Genomic DNA, 17506 nt, shown 5'->3' with positions numbered 1-17506 from the left:
TTGCCGACCCGTTTCCCCGTCGGGGCCGGGTGCGGCGGGCACGGGAGGGATCGCGTGGATAGCATGGCGGGGCCGAGAAGAACCTATGGACGGGAGCTGCACAGCCATGGAACGTCGTTCCTCGGGGCTGCAACGGCTCGCCCGTGAGGTGGCCAAGTTCGGCGCGGTCGGAGGAGCCGGGGTCCTGGTCAACCTCGGTGTGTTCAACCTGGTCCGGCACGTGTCCGACCTGCCCGTGGTCCGGGCCAGCATCATCGCCACCATCGTGGCCATCGTCTTCAACTACCTGGGCTTCCGGTACTGGACGTACCGGGACCGCGACCGGGGCGGGCGCCCGCGTGAGCTGATGCTGTTCCTGGTGTTCAGCGCGATCGGCCTGGTGATCGAGAACGGGGTGCTGTACCTCGCCACCTACGGGTTCGGCTGGGACAGCCCGGTGCAGAGCAACGTCTTCAAGTTCGTCGGCATCGGCGTCGCCACGCTGTTCCGCTTCTGGTCGTACCGCACCTGGGTGTTCCGCGCGCTGCCCGGCGAGGGCGGCAAGGAGCCGGTGGCCCGGCACGAGCCGGAGAACCCGGAGAAGTCGGCGCGGGTCCGCTGACGCCCGGTTCAGCGGACCGTGGGCTCCTGCCCGTCGCCCTTGTCCTTGTGGGCGGGGGCGGTGCGGGAGAGGAACAGACCGAAGACCGGCGGGTGCGTCTGGAGCAGCTCCAGCCGTCCGCCGTCCGCCTCGGCGAGGTCGCGGGCCACGGCGAGGCCGATGCCGGTGGAGTTGCGGCCGCTGATGGTCCGCTCGAAGATCCGCGCGCCGAGGTCGGCGGGGACGCCGAGGCCCTCGTCGGTCACCTCGATCACGGCCTGGTTGCCGGTGACCCGGGTGCGCAGGGCGACCGTGCCGCCGCCGTGCATCAGCGAGTTCTCGATCAGCGCGGCCAGCACCTGCGCGACGGCGCCGGGGGTGCCGACCGCCGTCAGGTGCCGCTTGCCGGAGCTGACGATGGCCCGGCCCGCGCTGCGGTAGGCGGGGCGCCACTCGGCGAGCTGCTGCTGGATGACCTCGTCCAGGTCGAAGGTGACGGCGGAGCCGGTCCGCGGGTCGCGTGAGTTGGTCAGCAGCCGTTCCACCACGTCGGTCAGCCGCTCCACCTGCGCCAGCGCGATGGTGGCCTCCTCCTTCACCGTCTCCGGCTCGTCGGTGAGGGTGATCTCCTCCAGCCGCATGGAGAGCGCCGTGAGGGGCGTACGCAGCTGGTGGGAGGCGTCGGCCGCGAGGCGCCGTTCGGCGGTCAGCATGCGTCCGATGCGCTCGGCGGAGGAGTCCAGCACGTCGGCGACCCGGTCCAGCTCGGGGACGCCGTAGCGCTTGTGGCGGGGGCGGGGGTCGCCGGAGCCGAGGCGTTCGGCGGTCTCGGCGAGGTCGGTGAGCGGAGAGGCGAGCCGGTTGGCCTGGCGTACGGCGAGCAGGACGGCGGCGATCACGGCGAGCAGGGCGACCAGGCCGATGATCAGCAGGGTGCGGCCGACCTCGCGGGTCACCGCGGAGCGGGGCTCCTGCACGGTGACCGTCTCGCCCTCCTCGCCGTGCTGCGTGGAGTGGATGACGTCGCCCTCGGGCTTGCTGCCGATCTCGATCGGGGCCCGGCCGGGCATCTTGATCACCGCGTACTGGGTCTTGCTGACCGGGTTGCGCAGCACGTCGGCGTTGACGTTCTCGGCGGCGAGGATGCGGCTGTCCACGATGCTGGCCAGCCGGACCGCCTCGGACTCGACCCGTTCCTGGGCGCTGTTGCTGATCGTCCGGGTCTCCACGATCACCAGCGAGACCCCGAACACGGCGATCACGACCAGCACGACGGCGAGCGTGGACTGAATGAGACGACGGCGCACAGGGTCCCTCCGGGAGTACTGAGAACCCCCAGTGTCCCTTGCCTTTCAGCGGGTGGGACTCAGCTCTTCTCGAACCGGAAGCCCACACCCCGCACCGTGGCGATGTACCGGGGGTTCGCCGCGTCGTCGCCGAGCTTCTTGCGCAGCCACGAGATGTGCATGTCCAGCGTCTTGGTGGAGGACCACCACGTCGTGTCCCACACCTCCCGCATGAGCTGGTCCCTCGTGACCACGCGGCCGGCGTCCCGCACCAGCACCCGGAGCAGGTCGAACTCCTTGGCCGTGAGCTGGAGCTCCTCCTCGCCCATCCAGGCGCGGTGCGACTCGACGTCGATCCGCACCCCGTGCGTGGCCGTCGGCTGCTGCGGCTCCGCCGAGCCGCGCCGCAGCAGGGCCCGGACCCGGGCCAGCAGCTCGGCGAGGCGGAAGGGCTTGGTGACGTAGTCGTCGGCGCCCGCGTCGAGGCCCACGACGGTGTCCACCTCGTCGGCCCGCGCGGTCAGGATGAGGATCGGCACGGTGTGACCGTCGGCACGCAGCCGGCGGGCGACCTCCAGGCCGTCCATGCCGGGCAGGCCCAGGTCCAGCACGACGAGGTCGACACCGCCCTGGAGTCCGGCGTCGAGCGCGCTGGGGCCGTCCTCGCGCACCTCGACCTCGTAACCTTCGCGGCGCAGAGCGCGGGCCAGCGGCTCCGAGATGGACGCGTCGTCCTCGGCGAGCAGTACACGGGTCATGAGCTGATGGTAGACCGCCCGCGCGGGGGACCGGGGCGTGGTCGGCAGCACCGCTCTTACCTTTGTACCCTGCATGTACAAACCAGTGCCGCTGGGATGCGATCGTGGAAGAGACCTTGGAAACAGGTCGCACGGTTCCCCCGAGACCTGTGATCCGTGTCTCAAGCCCTTCCATTTCCGGCAGTGTCCTACCGTATGGTGACCTGAACGCCTGTAGCACACCGGGGGCCTTTGGCGGGTACATGACGCCATGGGTCCTTTTTCTGTGCGGGCTGACGAAGATCAGCCTTGAAAGGAATGACCTCTGGCCGGGCTCTCGACGCAGTGACGCGTCGGAGCGTGGATCCCGGTGGTCGCCGTCCTCCGCTCTCGATGCGTATCGACGCGGGAACCCCCAGGGCGTGGGGGTGGACGCCCGACCCTGCCGGTGCCGGCCGCACCCCCACCGGGCGCGCAGCGCTCCATCGCGCGTCCCGACCAGCAAGGAACGACCATGGCGTCCAGCCTGACGAAGGACTCGGTCCGCCCGGAGACCCCGGGTACCGAGAAGACCTTCTTCGGCCACCCCCGAGGCTTGGCCACTCTCTTCATGACCGAGATGTGGGAGCGGTTCTCCTACTACGGCATGAGGGCCCTGCTCCCGCTGTACCTGGTCGCTCCGGGCGGCCTGCATCTGAGCGCGGGCACCGCGACGGCGATCTACTCGGTGTACCTGTCGCTCGTGTACCTGCTCTCCCTGCCCGGTGGCTGGGTCGCCGACCGCCTGCTCGGTCCCCGCAAGACGGTGGCCGTCTCCGGTCTCATCATCATGCTCGGCCACCTGTGCCTGGCGCTGCCCGCCGCCGCGAGCTTCTACGTCGGCCTGGTGCTCGTCGCCATCGGCTCGGGTCTGCTGAAGGCCAACATCTCGACGATGGTCGGCCACCTGTACAAGGGCGTGGACGACCCGCGCCGCGACGGTGGCTTCACCCTCTTCTACATCGGCATCAACCTGGGCGCCTTCATCGCCCCGCTGGCCATCGGCACGGTGGGCGAGAACGTCAACTGGCACCTCGGCTTCGCGCTGGCCGCGCTCGGCATGGCGCTGGGCCTGGTCCAGTACCTGCTGGGCAGCCGTCACCTCTCCGCGCAGTCCAGCGAGGTCCCGACCCCGCTGACCGCCGAGGAGAAGAAGTCCACGCTGCGCAAGGGCCTGATCTGGCTCGCCGTCGCCGCGGTCTTCTACGCCCTCGTGGGCGGCACCGGCCACTTCACGCTGAACTGGGCGCTGATCCCGCTGACGATCATCGGCCTGGTCGTGCCGATCCTGGTGATCGCCCGGATCTACCGCGACAAGGACCTGGAGCCGGCCGAGCGCTCGAAGGTCTCCGCGTACATCTGGTTCTTCGCCGCCGCCGCCGTCTTCTGGATGATCTACGACCAGGGTGGTTCCACCCTGTCGCTGTTCGCCGACAGCTCGGCCAAGAACACGATCGCCGGCTGGGGCTTCCCGGTCTCCTGGTACCAGTCGGTCAACCCGATCATGATCATGGCGCTGGCCCCGGTGTTCGCCTGGATGTGGCTGTGGCTGAACCGCCGCGGCAAGGAGCCCAGCACCGCCGTGAAGTTCTCGGTCGGTCTGATCCTGATCGGCGCGTCCTTCTTCCTCTTCCTCGCCCCGCTGTCGATCGCCGAGGGCGGTCACAAGGCCGCGGCGATGTGGCTGGTGGCGATCTACTTCGTGCAGACCGTCGGTGAGCTGGCGCTGTCGCCGGTGGGCCTGTCGGTCACCACGAAGATGGCGCCGAAGAAGTACGCCTCGCAGATGATGGGCGTCTGGTTCCTCGCGGTCACCGCGGGCGACTCGATCACCGCTCTGCTGTCGAACCCGGCCGTCGGCGGGGTGAACCTCGACAAGATGGGCTTCGTCGCCCTGGAGGGCTTCCTGGCCGTGCTGGCGGGCTTCGCGATCTGGATGTACCGCAAGAAGGTCAAGGCCCTGATGGGCGACGTCAACTGACCTGATCCCGCTCCGCTGGACGCACGAAGGGCCCCGCATCGGTGATGCGGGGCCCTTCGCCGTTGTCCGAGGACGCCGGTCTCAGGCCGGGGCGGCCAGTTCCGCCCAGACCGTCTTGCCGGGCTGGTCGGGGGTGCGTACGACGCCCCAGTCCAGGCAGAGACGCTGGACGATGAACATGCCGTGACCGCCGGGGCGGCCCGCCTGGTGCGGGGTACGGGGTGCGGGCTGGCCGGCGCCCCGGTCGGACACCTCCAGCCGGATCGCCTTCTTGTCGCAGGACAGGAACAGCTGGTCCGGTCCATCGGCGTGCAGACAGGCGTTGGTGACCAGCTCCGAGACGACGAGGAGCACGTCCTCGGCGGCCGCCCGCTGCTCGGCGCCGTCGGCGGGCAGCCAGCCCCACGCGTACAGCGCCTGCCGGGTGAAGTCCCGGGCGAGCGGGACCACCCCGCTCTCGCCGTCCAGGCTCAGTCTGCGGACCTGCCGTCCCCACGCCTCCGGCGCGCCGTCGGACGGCTCGGCGGGCGCGACGGCGCTCACGGCCGTCACGTCGTCCGTCGCCTCGTCCGCTGCGGGCATGCCGGAAGCGCCGCTCGGCTCCGGGCCACCGTCGCCCGGCGAGTAGGGCCGGGTGGTGCTCATCAGCGCTTCACCTCACCGATCCACCAGTACACGATTCCAAAAGTCCGACTCCGTTTCGGTGCCGGACGGCCGGTTCACCGTCCGTCCGGTGTCCGCGTGCTGCCTCCGTCACCTTTCGGCGGTCCGCACTCGCCTCATACGTCGCGCCGGACCCCATCCCCGGTTCCCGGCACGAGTCCGGCGGCGGGGCTGCCAAAAGGTTTCAGAGTGTCTCCTGCCCGACTGATCCCCCGGAACACCCCCGCTTTCGCCGGTGCTCGTGGAGCACCGGTGGAGAGAGGGTGTGCGGGAGGAGTCAGCCGGTCTCGCCCGACAGGGCGGCTTCCACGGAGTCGTGGACGGTGAAGACCGCCTCGGCTCCCGTGATCTCGAACACGCGCGCGACTACGGGCAGCATGCCCGCGAGGTGCACGCCGCCACCGGCGGCGTCCGCCTTGAGCCGCGCCCCGAGCAGGACGTTCAGCCCTGTCGAGTCGCAGAACTCCAGTCGCGAGCAGTCCACGACAAGTCGCGCGAAGCCCTTCTCGAGGAGGTCGTCGAGCGGCTCGCGCAGTAGATCGGCGGTGTGGTGATCGAGCTCACCGGCCGGCGTCACTACGGCGCTGGAGCCCTCTTCCCGCACCTCCACCAGAAGTCGGCCCGACTGTGCGCTGCCGACCGTCCCGTGGTCCATGCCGTCTCTCTCCCGAGGTCTTGGCTGCTGATGCCCTCGAACATTACGCCTTCCAGCCACACTTCGACACCCGAACAACCCCACAGAAACGGGCATATCGCCGCAAACGACACTTGCGACCAGCTCACCGAAGCAGGTAGGGCTAGTACACACACATCCCTACACGCCGGCTTCGGAGGCGCCGCACACCGCAGTGCACGTATCGGCTTCGGCAGCCATATGCCGAGAACGATGGAGGACACCCATGTCACCCCGGCTCGACGGATCGCCTACCCACAAAGCGACGTCGACACCCCCACCGGACCAGCTGGACCACACCATCGACCCTCTCGACCCCTTCGACCCCCTGGCGGGGCTCCCCGAGATCCCGCCGTTCGACGAGGTCGGTCCGGTGGACGCGCGAGCCCTGTCCAAGACGCTCTTCGAGCGCCTGGAGTCCCTGGAGGAGGGCACGTACGAGTACTCGTACGTCCGCAACACCCTGGTCGAACTGAATCTGGCGCTCGTCAAGTTCGCCGCCTCGCGCTTCCGCTCCCGCAGCGAGCCGATGGAGGACATCGTCCAGGTCGGCACGGTCGGTCTGATCAAGGCGATCGACCGCTTCGAGATGTCGCGCGGCGTCGAGTTCCCGACCTTCGCCATGCCGACCATCATCGGCGAGATCAAGCGCTTCTTCCGCGACACCTCGTGGTCCGTACGCGTCCCGCGCCGCCTCCAGGAACTGCGGCTCGACCTGGCGAAGGCCGGGGACGAGCTGGCCCAGCGGCTGGACCGCACCCCCACCGTCGCGGAGCTGGCCGAGCGGCTCGGGCTCTCCCACGAGGAGGTCGTCGAGGGCATGGCGGCCTCGAACGCCTACACCGCCTCCTCGCTGGACGCCCAGCCCGCCGAGGACGACACCGAGGGCGCGCTCGCGGACCGCATCGGCTACGAGGACCACGGGCTCGAAGGCATCGAGTACATCGAGTCGTTGAAGCCGCTGATCGCCGAACTGGCGCCCCGCGACCGGAAGATCCTCTCCCTGCGCTTCGTGGCGGGCCTGACCCAGTCGGAGATCGGCGAGGAGCTGGGCATCTCCCAGATGCACGTCTCCCGGCTGCTGTCGCGGACGTTGACGCGGCTGCGCAAGGGACTGACGCTGGACGAGTGACGGTGGGCGCCGCCCGAGGGCGGTCCTTCCCCGCACGCGTGAGGCGGCCCGGCTGACGATGCCGGGCCGCCTCTTTTTCGTGTCTCAGACCAGCCGGGTACCGGCCCGCCAGACCCCTTCGACCAGCGGGACACCGGGGCGGTACGCCAGGTGGACATGGCTGGGGGCGTCCAGCAGCACCAGGTCGGCCCGGCTGCCGGGGGTGAGGCGCCCCACGTCGGTACGGCGCAGCGCGGCCGCCCCGCCCGCCGTGGCGGCCCACACGGCCTCGTCCGGGGTCATCCCCATGTCCCGCACCGCCAGCGCCACGCAGAACGGCACGGACGAGGTGTACGACGAGCCGGGGTTGCAGTCCGTGGACAGCGCGACCGTGGCCCCCGCGTCCAGCAGGCGGCGCGCGTCCGGCCATTCGGCGCGGGTGGAGAACTCGGCGCCGGGCAGCAGCGTGGCCACCGTGTTGCCGCTGGCCAGCGCGTCCACGTCGGCGTCCGTGAGGTGGGTGCAGTGGTCGGCGCTGGCCGCGTCCAGCTCCACGGCGAGCTGGACGCCGGGGCCGTACGAGAGCTGGTTGGCGTGAACGCGGGGGTGCAGGCCCTTGGCGCGGCCCGCGGTGAGGATCGCGCGGGCCTGGTCGCCGTCGAAGGCGCCCTTCTCGCAGAACACGTCGATCCAACGGGCGTGCGGGGCGCAGGCGTCCAGCATCTCGCCGGTCACCAGGGCCACGTACGCGGCCGGGTCCTCGGCGAGTTCGGGGGCGACGATGTGGGCGCCGAGGTAGGTCACCTCGTCGGTGTGGGCGGCCGCGAGGCGCAGGGCGCGGGACTCGTCCTCGACGGTGAGTCCGTAGCCGGACTTGGTCTCCATCGTGGTGGTGCCCTGGCGGAGCGCCTCGGCCAGGTGGCGGGCGAGGTTGGTCTCCAGTTCCGCGTCGGAGGCGGCGCGGGTCGCGGCGACCGTGGTGCGGATGCCGCCCGCGCTGTAGGCGCGGCCGGACATGCGGGCGTTGAACTCGGCCGTGCGGTCACCGGCGAAGACCAGATGGGAGTGGGAGTCCACGAAGCCCGGCAGGACGGCCTTCCCACCGGCGTCGAGGCGATTGTCAGTGGCGGGTGCTTTCCTTGACTCACCGGCCCAGACGACGCGTTCGCCGTCGATGACCAGGGCCGCGTCCTGGATGAGTCCGAGAGGGGAACCGTCACCGAGGGAGGGGTCGTTGGTGACCAGCGTGGCGATGTTGGTGAGGGCGGTGCTGCTGCTCATGGTGTCCTCGGTGTCCTCGGGGATGCCGGTAGGGGGGCCGGTGGGGAGGCCGGCGGGGGTCAGTCGCGCAGGGCGCCGATCGCGTCGGCGAGAGCCGATGGCACGTCGGGCACGAGCGCGTGTGCCCCGTCCCGGACGACCTGGCGGCCGCCCACGACCGTGTGCCGGACGTCCGCCGCGCTCGCCGCGAATACGGCCGTCTCGGCGCCCAGCCGGGGCGGCGGTCCGGCCGTCCTGACCGAGTCCAGCGCGATGGTGGTGAAGTCGGCCAGCCGTCCGGGCTCGATGGCGCCCGCCTCCTGCCAGCCCAGCGCGGCGTGACCGTCCTCGGTGGCGGCACGCAGCAGCGCGGCGGCGGTCCAGTGCCCCCGCGTGCGGGTGCGCAGCCGCTCGTCCAGCTCCATGGCGCGCGCCTCTTCGAGCAGGTCGATGACGGCGTGGCTGTCGGAGCCGAGGGACAGCGGGGAGCCCGCGCTCTGCAGGGCGACGGCGGGTCCGATGCCGTCGGCCAGGTCGCGTTCGGTGGTGGGACACATGCAGGTGCCGGTGCCCGAGCCGCCGAGCAGGGCGATGTCCTCGCCGGTCAGGTGGGTGTTGTGCACGCCGGTGGTGCGCGGTCCGAGCACGCCGTGGTCGGCGAGCAGCCGGGCCGGGGTGACGCCGTGCGCGGCCAGGCAGGCGTCGTTCTCGGCGGTCTGCTCGGAGAGGTGGACGTGCAGCGGGGCCCGCCGCTCCTCGGCCCAGCCCGCGACGGTCGCCAACTGGGCGGCGGGGACGGCCCGTACGGAGTGGACGGCCGCGCCGATCCGCGCGTGATCCTGTTCCTTGAGAACTGAACAGCGTTCGGCCCAGGCGTCCGCGGTGCCGTCGGAGAAGCGGAGCTGAGGGTGGCCGGGGGGCTCGCCGAAGCCCGCCGAGAGGTAGGCGGTGTCGAGGAGGGTGATGCGGATTCCGGCCTCGGCGGCGGCCGCGATCAGGGCCTCGCCCATGGCGTTGGGATCGGCGTAGGGGGTGCCGCCGGGGGCGTGGTGGAGGTAGTGGAACTCCCCCACGCAGGTGATCCCGGCCAGCGCCATCTCGGCGTACACCGCGCGGGCGAGGGCGTGGTAGGTCTCCGGGGTGAGCCGGTCGGCCACGGAGTACATCACCTCGCGCCAGGTCCAGAAGGTCCCGGAGCCGACCTGGACCGTGCCGCGCAGGGCCCGGTGGAAGGCGTGCGAGTGGGCGTTGGCCAGGCCCGGCAGCGTCAGGCCGCGCAGGATCTCGGCGCCGGGCGGCGGGGCGGGCGTGCCGGTGCGGACGGCGGTGATCCGGCCGTCCGCGACCTCGACGAGCACCCCCGGCTCGGCGTTCGTGCCGAGCCAGGCGTGCTCCAACCAGTAGGTTCCCTGGGTCACCTGCGGGCCAGTCCTTCCAGTACGTCGGCGAGGGCACGCACCCCGGCCACGCAGTCGTCCTCGGTCGCGGACTCGGCCGGGGAGTGCGAGACACCGGTGGGGTTGCGCACGAACAGCATGGCGGTCGGGACGGTCCCGGAGAGAATCCCGGCGTCGTGCCCGGCACCGGTGCCCAGCACGGGCACCGTCAGCCCGGTGTCCCGGCCCAGCAGGCGGCCGAGTTCGTCGCGCAGGGCGTGGTCGAACTCCACGACCGGGGTGTAGGACTCCCGGGTCACGTCCAGGTCGATGCCGTGGGCGTCCGCGTACTCCCGCGCGGCCCGCGTGATGCCGTCCAGGACCGTGTCCAGCGCCTCCTGGCCGGGGGCGCGGGAGTCCAGCCAGCCGCGCACCAGGGAGGGGATGGCGTTGACCCCGTTGGGCTCCACGGAGATCTTGCCGAACGTGGCGACGGCTCCGGCGAGTTCGGCCTCCCGGCGGGCGGCGAGCACCGTCTCGGCGTACGTCGGCATCGGGTCGCGCCGGTCCGCGAGGCGGGTGGTGCCCGCGTGGTTGGCCTCGCCCCGGAAGTCGAACCGCCAGCGGCCGTGCGGCCAGATGGAGCTGGCGATGCCGACCTGGTCGCCGGAGAGGTCCAGCGCGCGGCCCTGTTCGACATGCAGCTCCACGAACGCGCCGATGCGGGCGAGGCGTTCGGGGTCGGCGCCGATGGCGTCGGGGTCGTGGCCCGCGGCCGCCATGGCTTTGGGCAGGGTGATCCCGTCGCCGTCGGTGAGGAGGTGGGCCTGCTCGACGGTCAGCTGCCCGGCGGCGAGGCGGGAGCCCACACAGGCGAGCCCGAAGCGGGCGCCTTCCTCGTCCCCGAAGTTGACGATGCCGAGGGGGCGGTCCAACGGGACCTGCCGGGAACGGAGTTCATCCAGCGCCGCGAAGGCGGAGACGACTCCCAGGGGCCCGTCGAAGGCGCCGCCGTCCGGCACGGAGTCCAGGTGCGACCCGGTGACGACGGCGTCCCCGTCGGCGGGGTCCCCGAGCCAGGCCCACTGGTTCCCGTTCCGGTCGACCTCGTAGGTGAGCCCGCGCCCCTCGGCCTGGTCCTTGAACCAGGCCCGGCACTCGGCGTCGGCGGGGGTCCAGGCGTGGCGCCGGTAGCCACCGGAGTCCGGGTGCCGCCCGATGGGCAGCAGCTCGGCCCACATCTCCTGGAAGGAGGAGGTCACGCGTCCCCACCCTCACGCATGGGCACCCGCACGTCCCGCTCCTCGGCGACCGACTCCGCGATGTCGTACCCCGCGTCGACGTGCCGAATGACGCCCATGCCGGGGTCGTTGGTCAGTACGCGCCGGATCTTCTCGCCCGCCAGCTTCGTACCGTCGGCCACGCTCACCTGACCCGCGTGGATCGAGCGGCCCATGCCCACTCCGCCGCCGTGGTGGATGGAGACCCAGGAGGCTCCGGAGGCCACGTTGACCATGGCGTTCAGCAGCGGCCAGTCGGCGATCGCGTCGGAGCCGTCCAGCATCGCCTCGGTCTCCCGGTAGGGCGAGGCGACGGACCCGCAGTCGAGGTGGTCCCGCCCGATGGCGAGCGGAGCGGCGAGCTCACCGCTCGCGACCATGTCGTTGAACCGCTCCCCCGCCTTGTCCCGCTCCCCGTATCCGAGCCAGCAGATCCGGGCCGGGAGTCCCTGGAAGTGCACCCGCTCACCGGCCATCTTGATCCAGCGGGCGAGGGACTCGTTCTCCGGGAACAGCTCCAGCAGGGCGCGGTCGGTCTTGGCGATGTCGGCCGGGTCGCCGGAGAGCGCGGCCCAGCGGAAGGGGCCCTTGCCCTCGCAGAAGAGGGGCCGGATGTAGGCGGGGACGAAGCCGGGGAAGGCGAACGCGCGGTCGTAGCCCGCGAGCTGGGCCTCGCCGCGGATGGAGTTGCCGTAGTCGAAGACCTCGGCGCCCGCGTCCATGAAGCCGACCATCGCCTCGACGTGCCGGGCCATGGACTCGCGGGCGCGGGTGGTGAACCCGGCCGGGTCCTTCGCGGCGGCGTCGGCCATGTCCTCGAAGTCGACGCCGACCGGGAGGTAGGCCAGCGGGTCGTGCGCGGAGGTCTGGTCGGTGACGATGTCGATGGGGGCGCTCATGGCGAGGAGCTGCGGGACCAGTTCCGCCGCGTTGCCGAGGACGCCGATGGAGAGCGGGCGGCGGGCGTCGCGGGCCTCGGTGGCGAGCTGGAGGGCGTGCTCGAGGCTGTCGGCCTTCACATCAAGGTACTTGTGCTCGATGCGGCGCTCGATGGCACGCGGGTCGACGTCGATGCAGATGGCCACGCCGTCGTTCATCGTCACAGCGAGGGGCTGGGCGCCGCCCATGCCGCCGAGGCCCGCGGTCAGGGTGATGGTGCCCGCCAGGGTGCCGCCGAACTTCTTCGCGGCGACGGCGGCGAACGTCTCGTAGGTGCCCTGGAGGATGCCCTGGGTGCCGATGTAGATCCAGGAACCGGCGGTCATCTGGCCGTACATGGTGAGGCCGAGGGCCTCCAGGCGGCGGAACTCCTCCCAGTTGGCCCAGTCGCCGACCAGGTTGGAGTTGGCGATGAGGACGCGCGGCGCCCACTCGTGGGTCTGCATGACGCCGACCGGGCGGCCGGACTGGACGAGCATCGTCTCGTCCTGCTTCAGCGTCCGCAGCGTGCGCACCATGGCGTCGAAGGAGCGCCAGTCGCGGGCGGCCTTGCCGGTGCCGCCGTAGACAACGAGCTTGTCGGGGTGCTCGGCGACCTCGGGGTCGAGGTTGTTCTGGAGCATCCGGAGGGCGGCTTCCTGCTGCCAGCCCAGGGCGCTCAGTTCCGTGCCGCGCGGTGCTCGTACGGGGCGGGGTCCCGACATCGTGTGCTCCTCCTGTTGCTGTCGCTATTCACATAGTCCAGTCGTGAATAGAGCTAGTCAATAGGTTCCAGGTGCCATCGCCCGCGCGTCGGGAATGTTTGGCTGGAACCAGTGAACGGGGGCGAGCGAGCGGAACGAGGGCACACCGTGGCACAGCAGACCGTGGAGCACGACGGCACCGACGGGCGGGAGCGGGAGGCCGCCGCGCGTGTCGCCCGGCGGGACGCCGCCGTGCGGGGCGCGGTGACCGGCGGGCTGCTCGGCCCGGACGCGCCGCTGGTCGCGCTGCTGGACGTCGCGGGCATCCAGGAGTCGGCGGCGGCCCTGCGCGCCGCGTTCGACGCGGTGGTGACGCCGGGCACCCCGGTGCTGCACGCGTTCGCGGTGAAGGCCGCCCCGCTGGTGCCCGTGCTGAGCCTGCTGCACGCGGCCGGTCTGGGCGCCGAGGCGGCGAGCCCCGGCGAGCTGGCCCTCGCGCGCGCCGCCGGGGTGCCCGCCACCCGGACCGTGCTCGACTCTCCCGCCAAGACGCCCGGCGAGCTGCGTGAGGCGCTGGCGCTGGGGGTCGCCGTCAACGCGGACAATCCGCAGGAGCTGGCCCGTATCGACGCCCTGGTGGCGGCCGGGCCCACTCGTTCCCCGCTCGGCATCCGGGTGAACCCGCAGGTCGGCGGTGGAACGATCGGGGCCACGTCCACGGCGACGCCGACCTCGAAGTTCGGGGTGGCGCTGCTGGACGAGGGGGCCAGGGAGTGGGTGGTGCGGGCGTATCTGGACCGGCCGTGGCTGACCCGGCTGCACGCGCACACCGGCTCGCAGGGCATCCCGCTGCCGCTGATGGCGCGGGGCGTGGCGGAGGCGTACGCGCTGGCGGAGGAGGTCAACGAGCGGGCCGGGCGGCGCCAGATCGACACCCTGGACATCGGCGGCGGCCTGCCGGTCGACTTCACGGCCGAGGCGACCGCGCCGACGTACGCGGAGTACGCCCGGCTGCTGGCCGCCGAGGTGCCGGGGCTGTTCGACGGGCGGTACGGGCTGGTGACCGAGTTCGGCCGGTCGCTGCTGGCCAAGCACGGCACGGTGCTGGCGCGGGTGGAGTACGCCAAGAGCGCGGGCGGCCGGCGGATCGCGGTGACGCACGCGGGCGTGCAGGTGGCCGCGCGGACGGTGTACGCCCCCGCGCAGTGGCCGCTCCGGGTCGCCGCGTACGACGCCGAAGGCAAGCCCAAGTCCGGGCCGGAGGAGGTGCAGGACGTGGCGGGTCCGGCCTGCTTCTCCGGGGACCTGCTCGCCGAGGGCCGTTCACTGCCGGTGCTGGAGCAGGGCGACCTGGCGGCGGTGCTGGACACCGGCGCCTACTACTTCGCCCACCATTACTCCTACAACTCCCTTGCCCGGCCCGGTGTTTACGGGTTCGTCCCGGACGGTGCCGGGGGCGTGGAGTTCGCCGTCGTGCGCGAGCCGCAGACGGTGGCGGAGATCGTGGCCGAGTCCGGCGGGGCGCACGCGGACGCGCTCACCACCCTGGGCGCGCCCGGGAGCCGTTGACGCGGGAGCGCGCCCGGAGGACAAAGACCCTGGGGACAAAGGGACCGACTTCCGTGCAACGCACGCCAATCGGCCCACACTAGTACGCCGGACGCACGTTCCAACGGAAAATGCCAAAGCCCCCACCCGCCCCGCACACGTTGCGTAGTGTCAGTGTCACTGAGCCGGAGTCCCAGGCGGGGAGGGAGCCCACGGTGCCCGGAATCGACGAATGCTTACTGGAAGCCATGCGGTTGCCCGGCGCCCGAGGGGCCGCGCTGGTCGACTGGACGAGCGGACTGGCCCTCGGCACGGTCGGCGAGGCACCCGGCGGTGACCACGAGACCACGGCCGCCGAGGCCGCCGAACTGGCCCGGCTGGCCGCCGAACACGGCGCCTTCTCGGCCGGGGAGAGCGAGGACGGGCGACCACCCGTCGAGGACGTGATCGTCAGCAACCACGACAGCTATCACCTGCTGCGGTTCGTGGACACGTCCTTCGACAGCAGCGTCTTCCTCCATCTGTGGGTGGGCCGCGCGGAGGGCAATCTCGCCCTCGCCCGGATCAGGCTCGGCGAGATGGCCGACCGGCTGGTGCTGGGATGACCGTGGTGGACATACCCCCGCCGCTGCCCGTGCGGGACCGGAGCGACCAGCGCGACGTGGCCTCGGGCGCCCTGTCCCCGATGCTCAGACGGCTCGCCGAGGAAGAGGCCACCGGTGTCCTCGTCCGCGAACACGGCACCCTCTACCTCGCCCAGGGCAGAGTGGTGCACGCCGAGAGTCCGCTCGCCCCCGGCCTCGGCGTGCTCCTCACCGCCCATGGCACCCTCGCGGCGACCGCCTGGCAGCGCGCCACCGAGCGCTCCGAGAACCCGTCGGACGCCGCCCGGCTGCTGCTCGACGCCGGGCTGCTGCCGGAGGGCGCGCTGGAACTGTGCCACCTGGACGCGCTGTACGACGCCGGGTACTTCGCCCTCGCGCCGAGCAGCACCCCGGGCCGCTTCCGCTACGACGGCACGCCTCAGTCGGGCGCGCTGCCCTCGGTGCCGGTCGTCGCGCTGGAGCGGGAGACGCTGCGCCGCCGCCTGCTGCTGCACCGGCTCTGGCCCGACCCGGCCGCCGACAGCGCCCCGCTGATCCGGGCCGACCCGGCCGACGCGGCCCCGGTCCCGGCCCGCCGCCGGGCGGTGCTGGAGCGGGTGGACGGCGTCCGCACCGCGTCACGCATCGCCCACGACCTGGGGCGCCAGGCGTTCCACACCCTGGTGGACGTACGGCGGCTCACGGCGGACGGCCTGCTGTCCCCGGTGCCGACCGCGCCGGACCCGCCGCCCGCGGCGTTCCGGCCGCCCGCCCCGCTCACGGTCACCGACCCCGACATCGCGCTGCTGAAGAGGCTCAGGAATGCGCTGGAGGCGCTTTGAACGGCAACCGCCCGCCGAGAGGAGAGAGCTGATGCTGCCCGAATCGGATCTGGCCGTCGTCCTGGACGAGCTGCGGCGGCTGCGCACCCGGGTGCCCCAGCTCACCGGCGCCCTGGCGGCGGGCGTGGACGGACTCGTCGTCGCCCATGACACCCCCGGCGTCGACCCCGACGGGCTCGCGGCGCTCACCGCGGCCTCGCTGGGCGTCGCCGTCCGGCTCGCCGACGCCACCGGAAACGGCGGCTTCCGGGAACTGCTGGTGCGCGGCGAACGCGGCTATGTCGCCACCTACGCGGCCGGACGCACCGCCGTACTGACGCTGCTCGCACAGGACCGGGTCAACGTCGGGCGGCTGCACCTGGAGGGCCGCCGGGCGGGCGCCCGTGTCGGGGAACTGCTCGACGCCGCCGAGGCCGAGGCCCGGCGCCGCCCGCCGGAGCGGCCCGCCCGGCCCGCTCCCGCCCGTACCCGCGCCGCCGCCCGCACCGCGCGGGCCACGGCCACCGAAACACCGACCGCAACCGAGAGTTGAACCTCCGAAAGGACAGCAGAACCATGGCGAACACCGAAACGGCGCTCAAAGAGGCGCTCACCTCCATCGAGGGTGCCACCGGCGTCGCGCTCGTCGACTACACCAGCGGCATGGCGCTGGGCACGCTGGGCGGCAGCAAGACCTTCGACCTGAACGTCGCCGCCGCGGGCAACACCGACGTGATCCGCGCCAAGATGCGCACCATGGAACACCTGGGGCTCAACGCCGAGATCGAGGACATCCTGATCACGCTGAGCGACCAGTACCACCTGATCCGGCTGCTGAAGGGCCGCGGCGGCAACGGGCTGTTCCTCTACCTGGTGCTGGACGGCCGGGCGAACCTGGCGATGGCCCGGCACCAGCTGAAGCGGATCGAGGCGGAACTGGAGGTCTGAGCCGGCCCTCCCGAGCTGCACCGACGCCGTGGCACGGCGGCGGGCCCCACCAGGGGTCGCGTCGCCCGGCTCACTCCGCGAAGAGCCCCCGGGCCGCCGCCCGTGCGTCGAACTCCTCCAGCCGGGCCTGGGCGTCGGGCAGCCCGTCGCACAGCGCCTCCAGCAGCACCCGGCCCAGCAGCATCGGCGCGCACGCGGTGTCGAAGGCGAGCCCGGTGCCGACGGCGGCGGGCAGCAGCAGGTCGGAGTACTTGGCGACCGGCGCGAACGCGGAATCGGCCACCGTGACGATCGTCAGCCCCGCCTCCCTGGCGTACGCGAGGGTGTCCAGCACCTCGCGCGGGTGCCGGGGCAGCGCGAAGCAGAGCAGCGCGGAGGCACCGGCCCGGACGGCGGTGTCGATACGGTCCTGCACCATCGAGCCGCCCTCGTCGAGCAGCCGGACGTCGGGGTGGACCTTGGCGGCGAAGTAGGCGAAGCCGAACGCCTGCGGTGCGGCGGCGCGCAGACCCAGCACCGGCAGCGGGCGGGAGGCGGCCAGGACACGCCCCGCGCGCTGGACGGGGGCGGGGTCGGCGAGGAGTTCGGCGAGGTGCCGCAGATTCTCGATCTCGGCCTCGACGGCCTGCTGGTACTCGTTGAACGCCCCGTTGTCGGCGGCCGGTTCGGTGGGGACGACCTCGCGCAGATGGCGGCGGAGCGCCGGGTAGCCGTCGAAGCCGAGGGCGACGGCGAACCGGGTGACGGAGGGCTGGCTGACCCCGGCCAGCTCGGCCAGTTCCACGCTGGACAGGAACGGCACGTCGGCGGCGCGGCGCACCATGCTGTGCGCGATGCGGCGCTGGGTGGGCGTGAGCCGGTGCCCCTCGAAGAGCGCCTGCAACCGGTTCGCAGGGCTGTCGCTCGCGCTCATGCCGCGCTCCCCTCCAGATGTCGTCGGGTCCTGACGCCCCCGCGCGGAAAGTACGGAGGTTACAGCGCCGGGGCGGGGTCGGGC

The 17506-nt window shown here is 72.1% G+C and carries 17 protein-coding genes; 8 read left to right on the top strand and 9 right to left on the bottom strand.

The window, feature by feature from the left end; all coding sequences use genetic code 11:
• Positions 1–106: 106 nt before the first annotated feature.
• Positions 107–601 (top strand): GtrA family protein, encoded by a 495-nt coding sequence (locus ACIPPM_RS26975; RefSeq protein ID WP_401452412.1) that lies wholly within the window; start codon positions 107–109, stop codon positions 599–601.
• 8 nt (positions 602–609) lie between these two features.
• Here ACIPPM_RS26975 and ACIPPM_RS26970 read toward each other — a convergent pair whose 3' ends face one another.
• Positions 610–1887, bottom strand: a complete 1278-nt coding sequence (locus ACIPPM_RS26970; protein WP_401452410.1) for an ATP-binding protein — start codon at positions 1885–1887, stop codon at positions 610–612.
• 59 nt (positions 1888–1946) lie between these two features.
• Positions 1947–2624 (bottom strand): response regulator transcription factor, encoded by a 678-nt coding sequence (locus tag ACIPPM_RS26965; RefSeq protein ID WP_389006804.1) that lies wholly within the window; start codon positions 2622–2624, stop codon positions 1947–1949.
• Positions 2625–3117: 493 nt separating this feature from the next.
• On the opposite strand from ACIPPM_RS26965, the gene ACIPPM_RS26960 reads away from it, so the two are divergent.
• Positions 3118–4623: an oligopeptide:H+ symporter gene (locus ACIPPM_RS26960; RefSeq protein WP_401452408.1), complete on the top strand. Its 1506-nt coding sequence runs from the start codon at positions 3118–3120 to the stop codon at positions 4621–4623.
• A gap of 81 nt (positions 4624–4704) precedes the next feature.
• On the opposite strand, the gene ACIPPM_RS26955 is transcribed toward ACIPPM_RS26960, so the two are convergent.
• Both ACIPPM_RS26955 and ACIPPM_RS26950 read right to left on the bottom strand, forming a co-directional pair.
• Positions 4705–5268, bottom strand: coding sequence for an ATP-binding protein (locus ACIPPM_RS26955; protein ID WP_401452406.1), 564 nt, complete (start codon positions 5266–5268; stop codon positions 4705–4707).
• A 295-nt stretch (positions 5269–5563) separates the two neighbouring features.
• Entirely contained in the window at positions 5564–5941 is a 378-nt protein-coding gene (locus ACIPPM_RS26950; RefSeq protein WP_389006795.1) for an STAS domain-containing protein, read from the bottom strand.
• A gap of 244 nt (positions 5942–6185) precedes the next feature.
• On the opposite strand from ACIPPM_RS26950, the gene ACIPPM_RS26945 reads away from it, so the two are divergent.
• Positions 6186–7091 carry an RNA polymerase sigma factor SigF gene (locus ACIPPM_RS26945; protein WP_393913890.1) on the top strand — a complete coding sequence of 302 codons (906 nt, stop codon included), beginning with the start codon at positions 6186–6188 and terminating at the stop codon, positions 7089–7091.
• Positions 7092–7175: 84 nt separating this feature from the next.
• On the opposite strand, the gene hutI is transcribed toward ACIPPM_RS26945, so the two are convergent.
• The 4 genes from hutI to hutU are packed head-to-tail and all read right to left on the bottom strand — an operon-like array spanning position 7176 to position 12629.
• Entirely contained in the window at positions 7176–8351 is a 1176-nt protein-coding gene (gene hutI, locus ACIPPM_RS26940; RefSeq protein ID WP_401452403.1) for an imidazolonepropionase, read from the bottom strand.
• Between the two features lie 59 nt (positions 8352–8410).
• The gene (locus tag ACIPPM_RS26935) at positions 8411–9748 is read right to left on the bottom strand and encodes a formimidoylglutamate deiminase (RefSeq protein WP_401452401.1); all 1338 of its coding nucleotides are present in this window, start codon (positions 9746–9748) and stop codon (positions 8411–8413) included.
• Positions 9745–10947, bottom strand: a complete 1203-nt coding sequence (locus tag ACIPPM_RS26930) for an allantoate amidohydrolase (protein WP_401452498.1) — start codon at positions 10945–10947, stop codon at positions 9745–9747. The genes ACIPPM_RS26935 and ACIPPM_RS26930 overlap by 4 nt, the downstream gene beginning before the upstream one ends.
• A gap of 17 nt (positions 10948–10964) precedes the next feature.
• On the bottom strand, positions 10965–12629 hold the full coding sequence (gene hutU / locus ACIPPM_RS26925) for a urocanate hydratase (protein ID WP_030814333.1): 1665 nt from the start codon (positions 12627–12629) through the stop codon (positions 10965–10967).
• Positions 12630–12776: 147 nt separating this feature from the next.
• Here hutU and ACIPPM_RS26920 point away from each other — a divergent pair, with 147 nt between their 5' ends.
• The 5 genes from ACIPPM_RS26920 (at position 12777) to ACIPPM_RS26900 (ending at position 16509) form a co-directional block, all read left to right on the top strand.
• The gene (locus ACIPPM_RS26920) at positions 12777–14177 is read left to right on the top strand and encodes a diaminopimelate decarboxylase (protein WP_401452399.1); all 1401 of its coding nucleotides are present in this window, start codon (positions 12777–12779) and stop codon (positions 14175–14177) included.
• A 194-nt stretch (positions 14178–14371) separates the two neighbouring features.
• Positions 14372–14761, top strand: a complete 390-nt coding sequence (locus ACIPPM_RS26915; RefSeq protein WP_078858580.1) for a hypothetical protein — start codon at positions 14372–14374, stop codon at positions 14759–14761.
• Positions 14758–15582 carry a transcriptional regulator gene (locus tag ACIPPM_RS26910; protein WP_401452397.1) on the top strand — a complete coding sequence of 275 codons (825 nt, stop codon included), beginning with the start codon at positions 14758–14760 and terminating at the stop codon, positions 15580–15582. The genes ACIPPM_RS26915 and ACIPPM_RS26910 overlap by 4 nt, the downstream gene beginning before the upstream one ends.
• A gap of 31 nt (positions 15583–15613) precedes the next feature.
• Complete coding sequence (locus tag ACIPPM_RS26905; RefSeq protein ID WP_401452395.1) at positions 15614–16114, top strand: roadblock/LC7 domain-containing protein; 501 nt, start codon at positions 15614–15616, stop codon at positions 16112–16114.
• Positions 16115–16137: 23 nt separating this feature from the next.
• Positions 16138–16509, top strand: a complete 372-nt coding sequence (locus tag ACIPPM_RS26900) for a hypothetical protein (protein WP_389006771.1) — start codon at positions 16138–16140, stop codon at positions 16507–16509.
• A 70-nt stretch (positions 16510–16579) separates the two neighbouring features.
• Here ACIPPM_RS26900 and ACIPPM_RS26895 read toward each other — a convergent pair whose 3' ends face one another.
• Positions 16580–17422 (bottom strand): MurR/RpiR family transcriptional regulator, encoded by an 843-nt coding sequence (locus ACIPPM_RS26895; RefSeq protein ID WP_401452393.1) that lies wholly within the window; start codon positions 17420–17422, stop codon positions 16580–16582.
• Positions 17423–17506 lie beyond the last annotated feature (84 nt).

It is taken from the genome of Streptomyces sp. NPDC090119 (assembly GCF_044747085.1).
In the GTDB taxonomy this organism is placed as follows: Bacteria; Actinomycetota; Actinomycetes; order Streptomycetales; family Streptomycetaceae; genus Streptomyces.
The sequence above is the reverse complement of the archived record's forward strand: the minus strand, read 5'-3'. Positions and strand labels throughout refer to the sequence as shown.